This is a genomic window from Microaerobacter geothermalis (assembly GCF_021608135.1).
GTDB classification, from domain to species: Bacteria; Bacillota; Bacilli; order DSM-22679; family DSM-22679; genus Microaerobacter; species Microaerobacter geothermalis.
This window is the reverse complement of sequence record NZ_JAKIHL010000020.1, coordinates 22,176-39,224: the sequence shown is the minus strand read 5'-3', so window position 1 is coordinate 39,224 and position 17,049 is coordinate 22,176. Positions and strand designations below refer to the sequence as shown.

The following is a 17,049-nucleotide window of genomic DNA, read 5'->3' as shown; positions in this document are numbered from 1 at the left end:
AGGAATTGATAATTGAGAGTTTTAGTAGCGGCTAACCATAGGATAAATTTTCTGATATAATAGGATACGCGATGAACATTTTGCTGAAAATTCAGCATATGTGCCAAAAAATTGGCAGGTGAATGAGATGGCAGTTCATTTGGAGCCCGCTGTGTTAAAGGCGATTCTTAGCAGTATTGATGAAGGGATACATGTGGTGGACCGAAACGGGATCACCATTTTTTACAATCATGCTGCGGCCCGTTTTGATGGTCTAGAAATTGAGGAGGTGGAAGGAAAGTATCTTCTCCAAGTTTTTCCATCCTTAACGTCCGAAAGCAGCACCTTGTTAAAAGTAATTGAAACAGGAACCCCCATTTATAACCAGCACCAAACTTATACCAATGTAAAAGGGAAGAAAATCGATACCGTCAACACAACACTTCCCATTTATATTGATGGACAACTGTATGGAGCATTGGAAATCGCCAAGGATCTGACAAAGGTGAAGGAACTCTCAGAAAAACTGGTGGACCTTCAAGTTCAACTCATTAAACCCAATCTGAACCGAATGAAGGGAAGGGGGAAGGGAGCCAGGTATGAAGTAACCGACATCCTCAGTGCTGATAAGAGGATGAAAATGATCAAACATCAAATTCTAAAGGTAGCAAGAACTTCTTCGCCTGTATTTGTATATGGAGAAACAGGAACAGGAAAAGAACTGGTCGTCCAGTCTATCCATAATGCATCACCCCGCCGGAATAAACCCTTCGTGGCTCAAAATTGTGCCGCTCTCCCCGCTGCATTACTGGAATCGATACTATTTGGAACGGTAAAAGGGAGTTATACAGGTGCAGAAAATCGGATGGGGCTATTTGAACTGGCGGATGGAGGGACCCTCTTTCTTGATGAAATCAATTCGATGCCCGTACATCTTCAGGCAAAACTGCTAAGAGCTCTGCAGGATGGAACTATTAGAAGGATAGGGGGTTCAGATAACTTTCCGGTTGATGTGAGAGTAATTGCTGCCATGAATACTTCTCCCCAATTGGCTTTAAAGGATGGAACCCTCCGTTCAGACTTATATTATCGGCTACATGTGGTATCCATTGCTATCCCCCCATTAAGGGAAAGAAGAGGAGATATTCCTCTGTTGACCGAAGCGTTTATTGACAAGTTTAACCAGCAATTTGCATCCTCTGTAAAAGGGGTGAGCAAAGAGGTGATGGATTGGATGATGACCTATGATTGGCCAGGAAATGTGAGAGAGCTGGAACATCTGTTGGAGGGAGCGATGAATGTAGTAGAAGGGGAATGGATTGATACAGAACATATCCCTAATCATTTTATAGAAAGGGGTGTATCTTCCGCTTCCGACAGACCACATTTGATACATGGGAGAACCAGCAGAGAGTGGGAAATGAACGAAATTCCTCCCCTTAGGGAGGCTCTGGATCAACTGGAGCAGCAACTGATAAACAGGGCAATGAAAGCAACAGAAGGCAATGTAAAAAGGGCGGCTGAAATTCTCCAAATTCCCAGGCAGACACTTCAATATAAGCTGAAAAAATAATTCAAAGCAGGCTGTGAATCTTTCATTCTGCATCGATATAAATGTAGAACTAAGTGTGGAACTATAAATTCGTCTGCCAATCGAGTTCGTCCAAGATGCGATTGAGGTCCGCTTCATGTCTAAAGATGCAGCCCTCGAAAACATTCGGGTAATTTAATGGTGGAGTCAGTTTAGTTCTGCTATCTATAGATTGATAAATTAAAGTATTTAAAAAGTGCCGAATATTCGGCGCTTTTTTTTGATTGGATAAGAATAACATCGTGATTTGTATGAATATACTCATTGGCATGGCTTTTGCATCATTAATTTTCCAATTATAGAAATAGTGGAACCATATCAACCATTTCAAAGGGGGTTGTCAAGTGATTGGTCATCCATTAGGACTACACCGGGTCATTGATCCAAAGGGAAGTTTGCCCCAGGGAGCTTGGAAATTAAACAATGACATGATCCTGTATGATAATGAACTTCTCATTGATGTACACCAACTGAATATCGACTCTGCGTCCTTTCATCAGATCAAAGAGGAAGTAGGTCATCATGCTGAAGCTATCTGTAAGTATATGTTTTCCCTGGTGGCTCAACGGGGGAAGCATCATAATCCAGTGACCGGGTCCGGGGGGGTGCTCATCGGAAAAGTAAAAGAAATCGGACCCCATTTCCCGGGTAAGGATTTGCGGGAAGGAGATATGATAGCCACCTTAGTATCCCTAACACTAACTCCATTACGGTTATCGCACATTCACCGGATCGATTTGGACACCGGACAGGTTAACGTAACCGGAGAAGCGATCCTCTTTGCCAGCGGACTGTATGCTAAACTTCCAGAGGATCTCCCTCAGCCATTATCCCTAGCGGTATTGGATGTTTGCGGTGCACCTGCCCAAACAGCCAAATTGGTCTCTTCAGGGGATACCGTGGTGATTTTGGGTGCAGGAGGAAAATCGGGTCTATTGTCTCTTTATTCAGCCAGACAAAAGGTTGGAAATCACGGGAAAATCATGGCGTTGGAAAAAGGGGAAAAGGGGATTGAAAGGCTCAAGAAACTGCAGTTGGCTGATCAAATCATAAAAGTGGATGCCACTTGTCCAGTAGATGTTCTTGAAGCGGTAGAGCAGGCGACCGAAGGAAGATTGGCAGATGTGGTTCTTAATTGTGCCAATGTTTCCCATACAGAGATGTCCGCCATTCTATCGGCCAAACAAGGGGGAAAGGTTTACTTCTTTAATATGGCGACAAGCTTTTCCGCAGCCGCCTTGGGGGCCGAAGGGGTAGGGAAGGATGTAGACCTCATCATTGGAAACGGTTACACCCGGGGCCACACAGAGCTGGTTTTTCAAATGATGAGGGAGTCCAGGGCACTTTTTCAGTTGTTCATGGAGGTTTACGGCTAAGTTCCATTGGTAGGAAAGTGGTTTTTATATAGAGGGATTAAAGAATTTATACGGACAGCCTTCGAGTTCGTTAGCCCTCAAACTGACTCCACCTTTGAAATACCTAGATGTTTTTGAGGGCTCCGTTCTTTAGCCTTGGCTAATAAGAAAGCATACATCTATTATTTATACTTTCTTATGTCGCATAAGGGCAACTAAGTCTCTGTCTTCGCCCAGAGGCTCGCCAATCGGCGAATTTTCTTTAAAGCGGACCTGAATTACTTCCTGACGAACTCGGCAAGCGGACGTGTAAATCTTTAATTCCAGATCTATAGTTTCCTTAAATAAATGTTTTAGGAGGGAAGAAGGATGCGAGATTGGCGGGAAATAGAGATTTGGAAACATGTGAGTGAGCGTCAGTGGAATGACTGGTTGTGGCAGTTAACCCATACGATCAAAACGGTGGATGAGTTAAAAAAGGTGATTCACCTGACACCGGAAGAGGAGGAAGGGGTTAGAAGATCAAATGAAACGATTCCCTTAAACATTACGCCCTATTTTGCCATGTTGATGGACCCTGATGATCCCGGCTGTCCCATTCGTAGACAATCGGTTCCCTTGTCCCATGAAACCACCAGAACACCCTATGATATGCGGGACCCGCTGCTGGAAGATACCGATTCCCCCGTTCCTGGATTAACCCATCGCTATCCGGACCGAGTGCTTTTTCTGATTACCAATCAATGCTCCATGTATTGCCGCTACTGTACCCGCCGTCGTTTTTCCGGGCAGGTGGGGCAGGGAGTACCCAAGAAACAAATGGATGCCTGTCTCGATTATATCCGCCGTACCCCGGAAGTAAGGGATGTTCTCTTATCCGGCGGAGATGGACTGCTGGTGAATGATCGGATCATAGAGTACCTGTTAAAAAACTTGAGGGAAATCCCCCATGTAGAGATCATTCGCATCGGAACTAGAGCGCCTGTCGTTTTTCCCCAACGGATTACTGAAGATTTGTGCAAGATCATCAAGAAATACCATCCCGTGTGGATAAATACCCACTTCAATCATCCAAAGGAAATAACGCCGGAAGCGAAACAGGCTTGTGAAATGCTGGCCAACGCAGGGGTCCCTCTGGGAAATCAGTCGGTCATTTTGGCCGGGATCAATGACTGTCCCAATGTGATGAAAAAATTGGTCCATGAATTGGTCAAGATCAGGGTAAGACCCTACTATATCTACCAGTGTGACCTGTCTGAAGGAATTGGCCATTTCAGGGCACCGGTATCCAAGGGGATTGAAATCATTGAGGCCCTTAGAGGGCATACTTCCGGCTATGCGGTTCCTACATTTGTTGTCGATGCGCCGGGCGGCGGAGGGAAGATCCCGGTAATGCCAAACTACTTGATCTCCCAAAGTGCGGATAAAGTCATCTTGCGCAATTTTGAAGGACTAGTTACCTCCTATCCTCAACCCTCTGCTTACACCCCCCATGATCAGGATCAATGTGAGTTTTGCCGGGATAATAAAGGGAAATCGGTAGGGGTTGCCAGCATCATGGAGGGCGATAGGATCAATCTGGAGCCGGGGCATCTGCCACGAAGGGAAAGAAGGAGAAGTGCCGAATCATCCCCAACCAAGGAAGTAGAATCCGCAATCAACCACTGATTGGGAGCGTTCTAAAAAGATGCTGAACAAATATATAAAGGAAGAACATCGGCGGATCAGTATCATTGGATTGGCCAAAAATGCCGGAAAAACCACGGTATTAAACCGGCTCATATCAGAAAGTGTCAAGGATCAAATTCCTATTGGAATAGCCAGCATAGGAGTCGATGGCGAAAAAAAGGATGCCTGGCTGGAATTTCCCAAACCTCCCATTCACGTGTATCCGGGAATGCTGGTAGTAACCGGAGAATGGGCCATGGAAGAGAGCACGGCGGAAATAGAACTCCTGAAGGAAATGAAGGGAACCACGAACATGGGTTCCCTCTTCCTGGTGAGGATAAAAAAGCAGGGAGACATAAAGGTAGGAGGCACCCCTACCATCAGCGGAATCATCGATGCGATGGATTTAATGTTTCGTCATGGGACCAAGCGCTGTTTAATTGACGGAGCCTATGACAGGCAGACTTCAGCCAATCCCATGGTTACCGATGGTATCATTCCGGTGATCGGTGCTACAGTCCATGAAAAAATAGAGAAAATTATGGAAGAAGCAGACCTGTTTTATAAAAAATATACACTCCCTTCCGCTGATGACGATGAATTTTTTTCCAAAATATCTCTGCCAATATCAAAGGTTCAATCTGAAAATCATCAATCGATAATCGAGTCAAAGATTTTCATGTACCGTACCAAAGAGGATTGGATTCATCTCGAAGGGACCCTTATGACCTGCCTTAAACAGGTGGGAAGCTTTATTGGAAAAGGCTATACACGGGTAGTGATTTCAGGCTCCTTTACAGACAGACAGGCTGAGTATCTGTTGGGCCTATCCAAGAAAGTCAGCATGATGCTTATGGATTCAACAAAATGCTTCCTAACCATGCCGGTTTTAAAAAAATGGTTTTATCATGGCAACCGGTTGCTGGTATATAAACAAACTCCTTTGTTATTTGCCGCAGTCAATCCAACAACCCCTTGGGGCATACATTACGACCCCGAAATGTTTATTTATCAGATCAGCCGGCAAATGCCCGGGATTCCAATGGTGGATGTGGTGAAGGAAAAGGAGACGATATTTGAAAAATGAAGATGAAACAACATGAAAAAACGTTTTGTTCCACTTCTATAGATTCAAGAAATAAAACCTGAATGAGATGAAATGGGGTGAGGTGAAATTGAATAAACTAAATCTGAATCGCCAGTGGATCGATGATTGCCGATCAGCAGCGCGAGTAATCGCAGAAGAGGTGGATCGTTTTATTGCCAAGCGGTCAACCGTAGCCATTGAACGAACGGTCCTTCGGCTATTGGGGATAGATGGTATCCATGAGACAGATACCCCCCTTGTGAACGTCATCGTGGATAAGATCCTGCAAGAAGGAAAACTTGGAAAGGGAGTAATGCCTTGGATTTTACAGAGCATCGTCCATTACCAGATTCCCCTTCATGAGGCCGTGTCCCTGGCCGCAGCCAACAAAATATCTCTTACTGAAGCTCCCTCCATTCCCAAAGAAGAGATGGAGAAATTAGGATTTCAACTGGCAGAAGAGGGGTTAAACAAAATTGCATCCCGTCGTCAGGAAAGGGATACGCTCTTGCAACAGTTGGGGGAACCTTCCACGCCATATTTATATGTGATTGTAGCAACGGGCGACATTTACGAGGACGTCAATCAGGCCAAGGCAGCGGTTTATGATGGAGCCGATATTATTGCCGTGATTCGAAGCACCGGGCAAAGCCTGCTCGATTACGTACCCTATGGGGCAACCAGAGAAGGATTTGGCGGGACATTTGCCACCCAGGAAAATTTTCGCATCATGAGAAAGGCTCTGGATGAAGTGGGGGAAGAAGTGGGAAGATACATCCGTCTCTGTAACTACTGCTCCGGGCTGTGTATGCCGGAAATTGCTGCCATGGGCGGGTTAGAGCGGCTCGATGTGATGCTGAATGATGCCCTTTATGGCATCCTGTTCAGGGATATTAATATGCAGAGAACCTTGGTGGATCAATATTTTTCCAGAATGATCAACAGCTATGCCGGAATCATCATCAATACCGGTGAAGACAATTATCTGACCACTGCCGATGCCGTAGCCAGCGCCCACACCGTATTGGCTTCTCAGTTTATCAACGAACAGCTGGCATTTTTTTCAGGACTGCCTACGGAACAATTGGGATTAGGTCATGCCTTTGAAATGAATCCGGACCTGGAAGATGGGCTGCTGCTGGAAATTGCCCAGGCTCAATTGGTCCGTGAAGTGTTTCCGGGAGCTCCGCTAAAGTACATGCCCCCGACCAAACATATGACAGGCAACATTTTCAAGGGACATATTCAGGACGCCCTGTTCAATCTGGTGGGAATCATGACGGGGCAGGGAATTCAATTGCTGGGCATGATGACAGAAGCAATGCATACACCCCATATCCATGACCGCCACTTAGCCATTGAAAATGCCAAATATATATTTAATAATGGACGTCATCTCATGGAAGAAATTTATTTTGCACCAGAAGGGCGTATCGTAAAAAGGGCCGGGGAAACCTTACAAAAGGCTAAGGAAATGCTGGAGAAAACAGCCGAATCAGGACTGTTTTCAGCCATAGAAAAGGGATGGTTTGCCGATGTGAAACGAACGATGAAAGGTGGACGGGGGCTGGATGGGGTGTTTATCAAAGATCAGAATTATTTTAATCCCTTTGAAGAACTGCTACGAGAAAAGCTTGGATTACCTTCTCGGAAGGGAGGAGGCTTTAAATGAGTCATGAGCAAAGGAGCCACCTAATTAAACCCTATGGAGATACCCTTGGAGATGGAGTGGTACAATTAAGCTTCACCCTGCCCGTTCCCTTTGGAGAGGAAGCCAAGGAGGCAGCGAAGCAGTTGGCAAGGAAGATGGGACTAAAGGAACCCCAAGTCTATCATGCTGCCGCCGTTGGAAAAGACTTTACTTTCTTGATTGTTTACGGGAAATGCATTCATTCCGTTGATTATTCGCAAATCGTGGTCCCCAAAGTAGAAACAAAGGCGATGGATTTTTATCAAATCAATGAACGAATTCGCCAAGAGATAGGAAGAAAAGTTGTGGTGGTAGGGGCATGTACCGGAACAGATGCCCATACGGTAGGGATTGATGCCATTATGAACATGAAGGGATATCATGGGGATTATGGATTGGAAAGGTATCCGGAAATGGAAGCCTACAACATGGGAAGTCAGGTCGCCAATGAGGACCTCATCGCAAAGGCATTGGAGGTGAATGCCGACGTTCTTTTGGTCTCCCAGGTGGTCACCCAAAAGGATATCCATGTCAAGAATCTGACCCAATTAATTGAACTCCTTGAAGCAGAAGGGTTAAGGGACCGTTGGCTAGTGATTTGCGGCGGCCCCAGAATTAATCATGAAATTGCCTTGGAATTGGGTTATGATGCCGGCTTCGGGGCCGGAACGACGGCATCCGTCGTTGCCTCCTATATCGTTGAGGAAATGATTCAGAGAAAGTACGAAAATAAAAACCGGGCGAGCCAATAGACTCCCCGGTTTGTTCAATGAAGAAGATAAACATACAAGGAACCTGTAAGAAACATGGAGATCAAATAAACCCCATTCCATTTTAGTCCTACCGACAAAGGCGATTTATTAACTGAACCGCTCACCAAAATGTTTAGTGGATTAGCCGGACTTAACACAGCAGAAATCGACCAGGATACCATCATCAGAAGGGCAAGAACCTCCGGGCGGGTTCCCAGAGAAGCCGCATCCATTTGGGTAATCAATGCGGTCACCACTACGATTGGGTGAATACCGATAAAGGTAAGGCTAATGATAATGAACATCACAACCACTATAAACAGCATAAATGAAGCGGCAGAAACACCGTTTAAAAAGAGCTGAATGGAGTCAGCGATGGCTGTTCCGGCCAATGCCTTTCCAAATAATCCGGCACTGATAAAAAGCACCACTTCATTATTCATGGTTTGGGCCGTTTGATCTTTAAACTGGTAAAAATGTTCTCTCAACTCCTTCAGTTTCCTTTTGAAAGAACACCAGATCAAGGGGAAAAGAAGGGAGATCAGACTCACGAGAAACATCATCGGCCATTTTGTCAATAACTCAAGGACGAAAATGGATCCCATCAAAAATACCAGAATCACAAACAAAATGATGATTTTATTGCGATGGGTTCCTCCCTTAAAGGACTGCTCTCCTTTCTCTTTGAAATGGAATAAGATTGTATCCTTTGATACATATCCCTTCTTTTTCAGCCATAGTCCAAACAACAGATTGCCGATGAGCAATTGGGCAAATGCCATTGGCAATCCTAGGGAGATATAGGTCGAGACAGGGACATCAAGATAGTATAAGACCAAAGCCACCGAGGCAAAATAGGGGGACCAAAGGATCACCGTGGAAAATCCCACCAAATAGGACTTGGCAAGCAATTTCGCATGCAAGTTTAAGTCCTTGATTAACTCATGAAGGACTCGAATGGATCCCAAGTTTAGTATGGGTCCCAAGCAAAAGAGAAAGAATGAAATTCCGCCAAACAATTTTCTGGGATCTTCTTTCAGTCGGTCCATGTAAAAATGGATCGAATCAAAATAGCCCCCGATCTTTAGGGGGATGGAAATTAAAGGAACCAGGATGACAAGAGTCAGCAGTGGCAAATTGGTGATGATTCCGTTCGCGATCTCCTCAAAGGGACTCCCCTTCATGATGTAGAGGAGAATACCGAAAGAAAACATCACCAGGCTTAGGTATCTTGGGATCGGTTTCGCCGATGGCAAGCTGATGGTAAACACGATGACGGAGACAATGGATAAGACCACCTTTAAAAAATAGAACGGTAAGAAAAACTGAATGATATAAAAAGCACACATGGCAAGAACCAAGTTGCTTTTACCGGCTAATTTTTGCTTTTCAATAGGAGGACTCGCAAGTGGTGTTGGGATTCCCATTTATTTTCACCTTGTCTATTTTTTAGGAAGAAGGAAATCAAAATCACAGCCCAAATTGGCCTGCAAAACATGCTGCTGATACAAACGGGTATAACGCCTAATATGATGGTCAGACCAATTAGCGTAAAAAATCGCCGTTTATAATAGATTAACGATAAAGGAGAAAAAAGTAAATAAAGTGGACGATAGTTTTCAGATGGGGTCTTAGAAGTACACCGAGATAAAATGTTTGAAATTATATATGGGATGATTTAGGAAATGTGGCGATATACCTTGTGAAAAAAGTGATCAACTGCATATCGGTCCATATGCACAATGGCATCAATGATCTCCTTTACACTTATCGTGATAGAATAATCCTGAAAATACTTGTTTTGAGTTAACAAATCGAAAATACTGGACCAAAGGGAAAGGAAATAAGACAGATTGTGATGCTTACCCAGATAAATGATCATGGAGTGAAAAATAAACCAATCATGAATGGAACTTTGGTTATCACGTTGTTCAGGTGAAGGCGAAAAGTCTTGTATAAAAGAAAAGGTTTCAGTTGAATGGATATCATCCAAACATGAATATACTATTTTTTTTGCACACATCAGGGCAACATCAAAGTACTGATCTAATCTATTTTTATCGGTCCCTTCGTTTAATACTTGAACAGGGATTAAAAATGGGGGAGGTTCTGAAACAAAGGTTCCTCCTCCTTGCCTTGATTCAAGGTACTTTAATAATTCTAGCACCCGTAATCCTTCACGGATGGAGGAACGGCTTACTTCCAGCAATTCGCTTAATTTTCTTTCCGTTGGCAGTTTTGTGCCCGGGGTCATCCCTTCCAACATGATAAACTGGACGATCTGTTTAGCTACCTGTTCAAAGGTTCTTGGAACGGATGGTGTGATGTATTTCTCCTTCATGGGTACACCTCGGAAAATAGAATATTTTTTCTAATGTATCATATCATGTACATTCAATAAATATAATAGGAGAAGCCAGGGCAAGACAAACTAATGATTGACACACTTTTCTTAAAATATTAAACTTCAGATAAAATGGCTTGATAATTGGTCTGACCATATGAATAAATGAAAAGATTAATTATATTATAAATGAACAATTTCTATCCATTTTTATCCTGGCCCAAAAGAAGGTGATGACTTGGCTTTAAAACCGATCAGAAAAAAGAGGCTGTTTGAGGAGATTATTTTAGCGATTGAAAAATACATTGAAGAAGAAAATATTAAGCCGGGACAAAAATTACCCTCAGAAAATGAATTGACCGACATTTTTAATGTGAGTAAAACGGCAGTCAGGGAGGCAATGAGTGTTCTTCATGCCAATGGAATTATTGAGACGAGGCCCGGATTAGGCATATTTTTAAAGGAAATGGAAGGAGAAACCATTGCCCAACGGGTGACAAAGAATTTGATAGAAAAAGTAGCCCTTCAAGAGATATTAGAATTTCGCAGGGGAATAGAGGTAGAAGCTGCGGCCTTAGCGGCTTCAAGGGCCACAGATGAAGATTTGTATCTGATCAGGCAAGCCCATGAAAAGTTGGTAGAGGCAAACCAGAATGGTCTGCTGGGTGTCGAAGAGGACTATATGTTTCATTATTCAATCATCTTAGCTGCTCACAACTCCATTTACAAAGAGGTTTTTGAGAATGTATCCAATAAATTTGAAGAGGGAATCAGGATCAGTAAAATGCAATCGGTAAAGGTTCCAGGCCGTTTTTTAGAGAGTCATGGGGAACATGAAGAAGTTATCCAATCCATTGTTCAAAGAGATGGTATGAAAGCAATGGAAGCCATGAGGAACCATTTGTTGAGAAACGAGAAGAAAATCTGGAGAATTCTCAATGGAGACAAAATGTAATTGTTCACTCAGGGGTGATGAGGTGGATCAATTGGATTTAACCATTCAGGAAAATGAAAAAACAGCGTTTGTCATCGATGAAAAAAATGCAGAACAGAGGAACAGGAAAAACGGAAGACAAAAAAGACGAGACCTTTGCCGGTTAAGTTGATACATGTAGGTGAGTGTCGTGACAAAGAAGATATTATATTTTGACAAGGTATTTGAAGAATTTAAGAAAATTTTGCATGAACAAAAGCCCGAAGGATTTGATTTGTGGTTTTGGGATGAAATGGCTGATGAGGAAAAGGACGAGAAACTTTCTGAAGCAGATTACTTACTGGTTGCCACGAAGAAAATTGGAGAAAATATTTTTAAAAAGGCAGCAAAGGCAAAATTTATGTCTGGGAATCAGAGCCAGTGAATCCGAATAACCCCTTGTTAAAGCTTGAGCAAGTCATCGCCTCACCCCACATCGGGGCAGGCACAAGGGATACGTTAAACCGGGTCCTTCATCTTGCGTTTCAAAATATCTTAAGGGTGGAGCAGGGAGATGCCCCCGATTTTGTGGTGAATGGCATTCATCAACCTAGGAGGTCATGAACCTGATTTTTCATATTATCAAGAATAAAATCAATCAAACAAAAAGGAGAGGGTAAACCATGCGTTTGGCAACCGTAAAAGTAAATGGATCAGAAAAAGCAGCAGTGATTGGCAAGGGAGGAGCCATATTAATTGGAACTATTAATCAAAAAATGAATAAAAACTGGTCTACCGACCTATTGGAAATCATTAAATCTGGCCATTTGGATGAAATAAAAAATTGGTATAAAAACGGTGGAGAAAGCCAAATAAATGAACTTTCCCAGGTAGACATTCCATTGAATAACGTGGAATACGGTCCCCTTTACCGCCATCCCAGAAAGATTTGGGGAATTGGATTAAACTATGTGGAACATGCCGCCGATTTAAGCGAAAAAGCCCCCAATACGGAACCAGCCAGCTTTATGAAGCCGGATACGACCATTATTGGTCCAAACGATACCATCAAAATCCCTCATCAATCAGAACGAACGACGGCAGAAGCTGAACTAGGAATCATCATCGGCAAAGAATGCAAGGATGTTTCCGAAGAGGATGCTCCTCAAGTGATTGCCGGATTTACCACCATCATCGATATGACGGCAGAAGATATTTTACAGAAAAATCCCAGGTATTTAACCCGTTCTAAGAGCTTTGACACCTTCTTCAGCTTTGGGCCCCAATTGGTCACTCCCGATGAGGTGGACGAGGTTCATCATTTACATGTTGCGACCGTCATCAATGGAAAAATCCACCGAAAAAATGTGGTCTCTAATATGACATTCCGTCCATGGTTTTTGGTATCCTTCCATTCAAAGGTCATGACCCTTTTGCCTGGGGATATCATCTCAACAGGAACTCCAGGTGCAGTGGTGATTCGGGATGGCGATGTCGTAGAATGCCACATTGATGGTTTCGAAAAATTGGTAAATCCGGTAACCGATCTTAAGGTATTAAAATAAAAAAGTGAAACCCAGCGTTTTGTCATTCAATCCGCCCCTTTTTCTGAACAGGTAGGCGGATTTTTTTATCCGATAGCTAACCGTCACTAAGGTCCTCCATCCATTCTCACCTCTCTAACAAATTTTTCAGCCGAAAAAAATAATTTTATGCTGAACAACCGCTCAGAATTGTGGTACAATAGTGAACGAAAAGATATATTGTTTTGACTCTTTCTAATTGGCTTATTTTTTCAATTTATTTTATGATTATAGAGTAAGATAGGGACGGAGCTAAAGAATTCACAAAGGACAGCCTTCGAGTTCAAACTTGGCGAAGAGGCAAAAGAACGGGAATTAGCCCTCAAACTGATTCCAGCAGACGTGTGAATCTTTAGATCTGCATCTAACAAAATCTTAGAGATAAAAGAGAAAAGGAGATGGTGATGAAACATGGACTTCCTTCAGGTGATCAATCTACTTGCATTTTTAGGTATTACGGGATATGCTTTGTATCTTTTTGCCCATGTTGTGTATAGTCGCTATACCTTCATTAAGCTCGGGAAAAAGAGCGATTTTAAGAAAGACATGGGTGAAAGGATCAATGCCATCCTTGTCAATGTTTTCGGGCAGAAGAAGCTGTTAAAAGACAAAAAAAGCGGAATCATGCATGTCATTATGTTTTATGGATTTATTATCATTCAATTTGGTGCCATTGAATTGATTGTGAAAGGATTGGTAAAGGGTTGGACTTTGCCTGTACCTGCCTATTCCTTATTTACCCTCAGCCAGGAAATTGTCATTGTTTTGGTCATTATCGCGGTACTATATGCTGCATACCGAAGATACATCGAAAAACTTCCCCGATTAAAAAGGGGATGGAAGGCATCATTGGTCATTTGGTTTATCGGCATCTTGATGCTTTCAGAGCTGTTCAGCTTCGGCTTTGAACGTCTCTGGTTGGGTGAGGAAACTTCCGCCTATGCTCCTTTTTCTTCATTAATTACAACAGCCTTTAGCGGGGTTTCTCCGGGAGTTGCTGGCGGCCTTTTTTATCTCTTCTGGTGGATTCACCTCCTTACCTTGTTAACTTTTCTTGTATATGTTCCGCAGTCCAAACATGCCCATCTGATTGCCGCTCCCGTCAACGTATTTTTGAAGCGGTTGGATCCGCCTGGCAAACTAAAGACCATCGATTTTGAAGATGAAACCCAGGAGGAATTTGGCGTTGGACGAATTGAGAACTTTAGCCAGAAATCCCTGATTGATTTATATGCCTGTGTGGAATGCGGCCGCTGTACAAGCATGTGTCCCGCATCCGGAACAGGTAAAATGCTATCTCCAATGGATTTGATTGTTAAGATGAGAGATCATTTGACCGAGAAGGGGGCCGTTATTACCTCAAGGACACCTTGGATGCCTGCCTTTGCTTTTAGCGGAACCAGAGCCAATTCATTGGCGATTGCAGCCAGTGAAGCAGCCGCAGCTTCGGAAGGAGCACAGAAAGAATTTGATTACAGCATTGAATTGATTGGAGATGTTATTACAGAACAGGAATTATGGGCTTGTACCACCTGTCGCAACTGTGAAGATCAGTGCCCGGTGATGAACGAACATGTGGAAAAAATCATCGACATGCGCCGTTATCTGGTGCTTACCGAAGGGCGTATGCCTGCCGAGGCCCAACGCACGTTAAATAACATTGAACGTCAGGGGAATCCTTGGGGGATCAACCGGAATGACCGCATCAAATGGCGTGAAGGGATGGAAGAAATGGTTCCGACCGTCAAAGAAGCAGAAGAATTTGAATATCTCTTCTGGGTGGGTTCCATGGGTTCATACGACAATCGTAACATAAAAGTATCCCAAGCCTTTGCAAAAATCCTTCATCATGCCGGTGTCAAATTTGCCATTTTAGGAAACGAAGAAAAAAATTCCGGGGATACCGCCAGAAGATTAGGAAATGAATTCTTATTCCAGCAAATGGCTGTGGAGAATATAGAAACCTTCCAGAAGTACAATGTAAAGAAAATTGTGACCTGCGATCCCCATGCTTACAATACCTTAAAACATGAATATCCGGAATTCGGGCTGGAGGCAGAAGTATACCATCACACTGAAGTTTTGAACAAATTATTGGAAGAAGGAAAGATTAAGCCTGTTAAAGAAGTGAAGGAACGGATTACTTATCATGACTCCTGTTACCTGGGACGTTATAACAACATCTATGAGATTCCGCGCAAAATCCTTCAGGCGATTCCTGGGGTAGAAATTGTAGAAATGGATCGGAATAAGGAAAACAGCATGTGCTGTGGAGCTGGAGGCGGAATGATGTGGATGGAAGAAACAGAAGGAACCAGGGTAAACGTAGCCAGAACAGAACAGGCTTTAGCCGTAAACCCAACCACCATTGGAAGTGCATGTCCATATTGTCTCACCATGATGAGTGACGGAACCAAGATGAAGGAAGTGGAAGACCAAGTGAAAACCAAAGATATTGCTGAAATCCTGGCCGAAGCAATATAAAGACGAATAGTCAAGGCAAGGAATCAAAGATACAACATCCCCGCAATAAAGAAATAAATGTACAGCTAGGGATGTTGAATCCTTGAGACGCAGACCGGCCCTTCGTACCAAGCGGAAACCATTTTGAGCGGAAAAATAGCCCTCAATTGTCTCCAACCATGAGAAGCCCAGATGTTATGAGGGCATCCGCTCAAAAGGGAGGAGCGGCAGTTGAAGCATCCTTGCGAAGGGAGACAAGGCAAGGAGCAAGGATACAACATCCCTGCCATCAAGCAAACGGACCTCAACAAGTAAAAGAAGGAGGGAAACCAATTTTGAAAAGAACGGTAATTGTCAGCGCAGCCAGAACACCCTTTGGTAAATTTGGCGGTGCCTTGCAAAGCCTTCAGGCCGTCGATTTGGGAGGAATAGTCATTAAAGAAGCTGTGGAGAGAGCAAGCATTCAACCTGAACAGGTGGATGAGGTTATTATGGGGATGGTGGTTCAAGCCGGAGCCGGACAAATTCCATCCAGGCAAGCTGCCCGCAAGGCTGGATTACCTTGGGAAGTGCAAACGGAAACGATTAATAAAGTTTGTGCATCAGGACTCAGAAGTGTTACATTGGCGGATCAAATCATCCGAGCAGGAGACGGTGAAATCTTGGTTGCTGGAGGAATGGAAAGCATGAGCAACGCCCCTTATGCTCTTCCAAGAGCTCGCTGGGGAATGAGAATGGGAGATGACACCATAAAGGATTTAATGGTTTATGATGGACTCACTTGTCCCTTTGAAGGGGTTCATATGGCGGTTCATGGCAGCAATGTGGCCAAAGAATATGCTATACCCAGAGAAAATCAGGATGCATGGGCTTTGAGGAGCCACCAAAGGGCTGTAGCAGCAATTAAAGGCGGTAAATTTAAAGATGAAATTGTACCCGTTTCTATCCCTCAAAGAAAAGGAGATCCGATTCTTGTGGATACCGATGAAGGGCCAAGGGAAGATACCAGCTTGGAGAAATTGGCAAAACTTCCGCCAGTGTTTACAAAGGATGGGTCCATCACCGCAGGGAACGCACCAGGAGTGAATGATGGAGCTGGAGCCATGGTGTTGATGTCTGAGGAGAAAGCCAAGGAATTGGGCAAAAAACCGATGGCAACCATTCTGGGACACGCAGCGGTCGGGGCAGAAGCTCCCTATATTGCAACCACCCCGGGCTTAGCCATACAAAAGCTATTGAAGAAAGCGGGACTAACACCTTATGATATAGATCTTTTTGAAGTAAATGAAGCCTTTGCCGCAGTGGTCTTAACCAGTCAGAAACTGGTGGGATGGGATGTAGAAAAAGTAAATGTCAACGGAGGTGCCATTGCTCTTGGGCATCCGATCGGAGCCAGCGGAGCAAGGATACTGATGACACTTATCTATGAACTTAAGCGCCGGGGAGGAGGATTAGGAGTAGCTGCCATCTGTAGCGGAGCCGCCCAAGGAGATGCTGTGCTGGTTCATGTTGAATGACGGGGTGGACTTTTCATTATTTCTCGCCGAACTCGACTCGCGACGTGTAAATTTTACAGTTCCATTGAGATTCATAGTGGTTATAAATTTTTAGCCAAGAAAACCTG

Annotated in this window: 15 protein-coding genes; 13 read left to right on the top strand and 2 right to left on the bottom strand. The window is 43.7% G+C overall.

What is annotated here, in order from left to right:
- The first annotated feature begins 127 nt into the window (after positions 1–127).
- The 6 genes from L1765_RS09015 to kamE all read left to right on the top strand — a co-directional run bounded on the left by L1765_RS09015 (position 128) and on the right by kamE (position 8,122).
- Positions 128–1,552: a sigma-54 interaction domain-containing protein gene (locus tag L1765_RS09015; RefSeq protein WP_268928812.1), complete on the top strand. Its 1,425-nt coding sequence runs from the start codon at positions 128–130 to the stop codon at positions 1,550–1,552.
- Positions 1,553–1,914: 362 nt separating this feature from the next.
- Positions 1,915–2,946 (top strand): L-erythro-3,5-diaminohexanoate dehydrogenase, encoded by a 1,032-nt coding sequence (gene kdd / locus L1765_RS09010; RefSeq protein WP_236406453.1) that lies wholly within the window; start codon positions 1,915–1,917, stop codon positions 2,944–2,946.
- Between the two features lie 348 nt (positions 2,947–3,294).
- Positions 3,295–4,593: a lysine 2,3-aminomutase gene (gene kamA, locus L1765_RS09005; RefSeq protein ID WP_236406452.1), complete on the top strand. Its 1,299-nt coding sequence runs from the start codon at positions 3,295–3,297 to the stop codon at positions 4,591–4,593.
- Between the two features lie 19 nt (positions 4,594–4,612).
- The gene (gene kamB, locus L1765_RS09000) at positions 4,613–5,680 is read left to right on the top strand and encodes a lysine 5,6-aminomutase reactivase subunit KamB (RefSeq protein WP_236406451.1); all 1,068 of its coding nucleotides are present in this window, start codon (positions 4,613–4,615) and stop codon (positions 5,678–5,680) included.
- An 88-nt stretch (positions 5,681–5,768) separates the two neighbouring features.
- Complete coding sequence (gene kamD, locus L1765_RS08995; protein ID WP_236406450.1) at positions 5,769–7,352, top strand: lysine 5,6-aminomutase subunit alpha; 1,584 nt, start codon at positions 5,769–5,771, stop codon at positions 7,350–7,352.
- Positions 7,349–8,122, top strand: coding sequence for a lysine 5,6-aminomutase subunit beta (gene kamE / locus L1765_RS08990; RefSeq protein WP_236406449.1), 774 nt, complete (start codon positions 7,349–7,351; stop codon positions 8,120–8,122). The genes kamD and kamE overlap by 4 nt, the downstream gene beginning before the upstream one ends.
- A gap of 14 nt (positions 8,123–8,136) precedes the next feature.
- Here the strand turns inward: kamE and L1765_RS08985 are convergent, their stop codons facing one another.
- Together L1765_RS08985 and L1765_RS08980 are read right to left on the bottom strand one after the other, a co-directional pair.
- The gene (locus L1765_RS08985; protein WP_236406448.1) at positions 8,137–9,549 is read right to left on the bottom strand and encodes a hypothetical protein; all 1,413 of its coding nucleotides are present in this window, start codon (positions 9,547–9,549) and stop codon (positions 8,137–8,139) included.
- A 251-nt stretch (positions 9,550–9,800) separates the two neighbouring features.
- Positions 9,801–10,463: a FadR/GntR family transcriptional regulator gene (locus tag L1765_RS08980; RefSeq protein WP_236406445.1), complete on the bottom strand. Its 663-nt coding sequence runs from the start codon at positions 10,461–10,463 to the stop codon at positions 9,801–9,803.
- Positions 10,464–10,704: 241 nt separating this feature from the next.
- On the opposite strand from L1765_RS08980, the gene L1765_RS08975 reads away from it, so the two are divergent.
- The 7 genes from L1765_RS08975 (at position 10,705) to L1765_RS08945 (ending at position 16,942) form a co-directional block, all read left to right on the top strand.
- A complete protein-coding gene (locus L1765_RS08975) occupies positions 10,705–11,421 on the top strand; it encodes a FadR/GntR family transcriptional regulator (RefSeq protein WP_236406443.1) in 717 nt (238 codons plus the stop codon).
- Positions 11,405–11,572, top strand: a complete 168-nt coding sequence (locus L1765_RS08970; protein ID WP_236406441.1) for a hypothetical protein — start codon at positions 11,405–11,407, stop codon at positions 11,570–11,572. Before L1765_RS08975 ends, L1765_RS08970 begins: the two co-directional genes overlap by 17 nt.
- 9 nt (positions 11,573–11,581) lie before the next feature.
- On the top strand, positions 11,582–11,824 hold the full coding sequence (locus L1765_RS08965) for a hypothetical protein (protein WP_236406438.1): 243 nt from the start codon (positions 11,582–11,584) through the stop codon (positions 11,822–11,824).
- Positions 11,821–12,003: a hypothetical protein gene (locus L1765_RS08960; protein WP_236406436.1), complete on the top strand. Its 183-nt coding sequence runs from the start codon at positions 11,821–11,823 to the stop codon at positions 12,001–12,003. Before L1765_RS08965 ends, L1765_RS08960 begins: the two co-directional genes overlap by 4 nt.
- 59 nt (positions 12,004–12,062) lie before the next feature.
- On the top strand, positions 12,063–12,944 hold the full coding sequence (locus tag L1765_RS08955; RefSeq protein ID WP_236406435.1) for a fumarylacetoacetate hydrolase family protein: 882 nt from the start codon (positions 12,063–12,065) through the stop codon (positions 12,942–12,944).
- 429 nt (positions 12,945–13,373) lie between these two features.
- On the top strand, positions 13,374–15,446 hold the full coding sequence (locus L1765_RS08950) for a (Fe-S)-binding protein (RefSeq protein WP_236406434.1): 2,073 nt from the start codon (positions 13,374–13,376) through the stop codon (positions 15,444–15,446).
- Between the two features lie 314 nt (positions 15,447–15,760).
- Positions 15,761–16,942: an acetyl-CoA C-acetyltransferase gene (locus L1765_RS08945; RefSeq protein ID WP_236406473.1), complete on the top strand. Its 1,182-nt coding sequence runs from the start codon at positions 15,761–15,763 to the stop codon at positions 16,940–16,942.
- Positions 16,943–17,049: the final 107 nt, after the last annotated feature.

Coding starts and splice junctions, on each gene's coding strand:
- L1765_RS09015 (WP_268928812.1), top strand. CDS start 128: ATGGCAGTTCATTTGGAGCCCGCTGTGTTAAAGGCGATTCTTAGCAGT.
- kamA (WP_236406452.1), top strand. CDS start 3,295: ATGCGAGATTGGCGGGAAATAGAGATTTGGAAACATGTGAGTGAGCGT.
- kamB (WP_236406451.1), top strand. CDS start 4,613: ATGCTGAACAAATATATAAAGGAAGAACATCGGCGGATCAGTATCATT.
- kamE (WP_236406449.1), top strand. CDS start 7,349: ATGAGTCATGAGCAAAGGAGCCACCTAATTAAACCCTATGGAGATACC.
- L1765_RS08985 (WP_236406448.1), bottom strand. CDS start 9,549: ATGGGAATCCCAACACCACTTGCGAGTCCTCCTATTGAAAAGCAAAAA.
- L1765_RS08980 (WP_236406445.1), bottom strand. CDS start 10,463: ATGAAGGAGAAATACATCACACCATCCGTTCCAAGAACCTTTGAACAG.
- L1765_RS08970 (WP_236406441.1), top strand. CDS start 11,405: ATGGAGACAAAATGTAATTGTTCACTCAGGGGTGATGAGGTGGATCAA.
- L1765_RS08955 (WP_236406435.1), top strand. CDS start 12,063: ATGCGTTTGGCAACCGTAAAAGTAAATGGATCAGAAAAAGCAGCAGTG.
- L1765_RS08950 (WP_236406434.1), top strand. CDS start 13,374: ATGGACTTCCTTCAGGTGATCAATCTACTTGCATTTTTAGGTATTACG.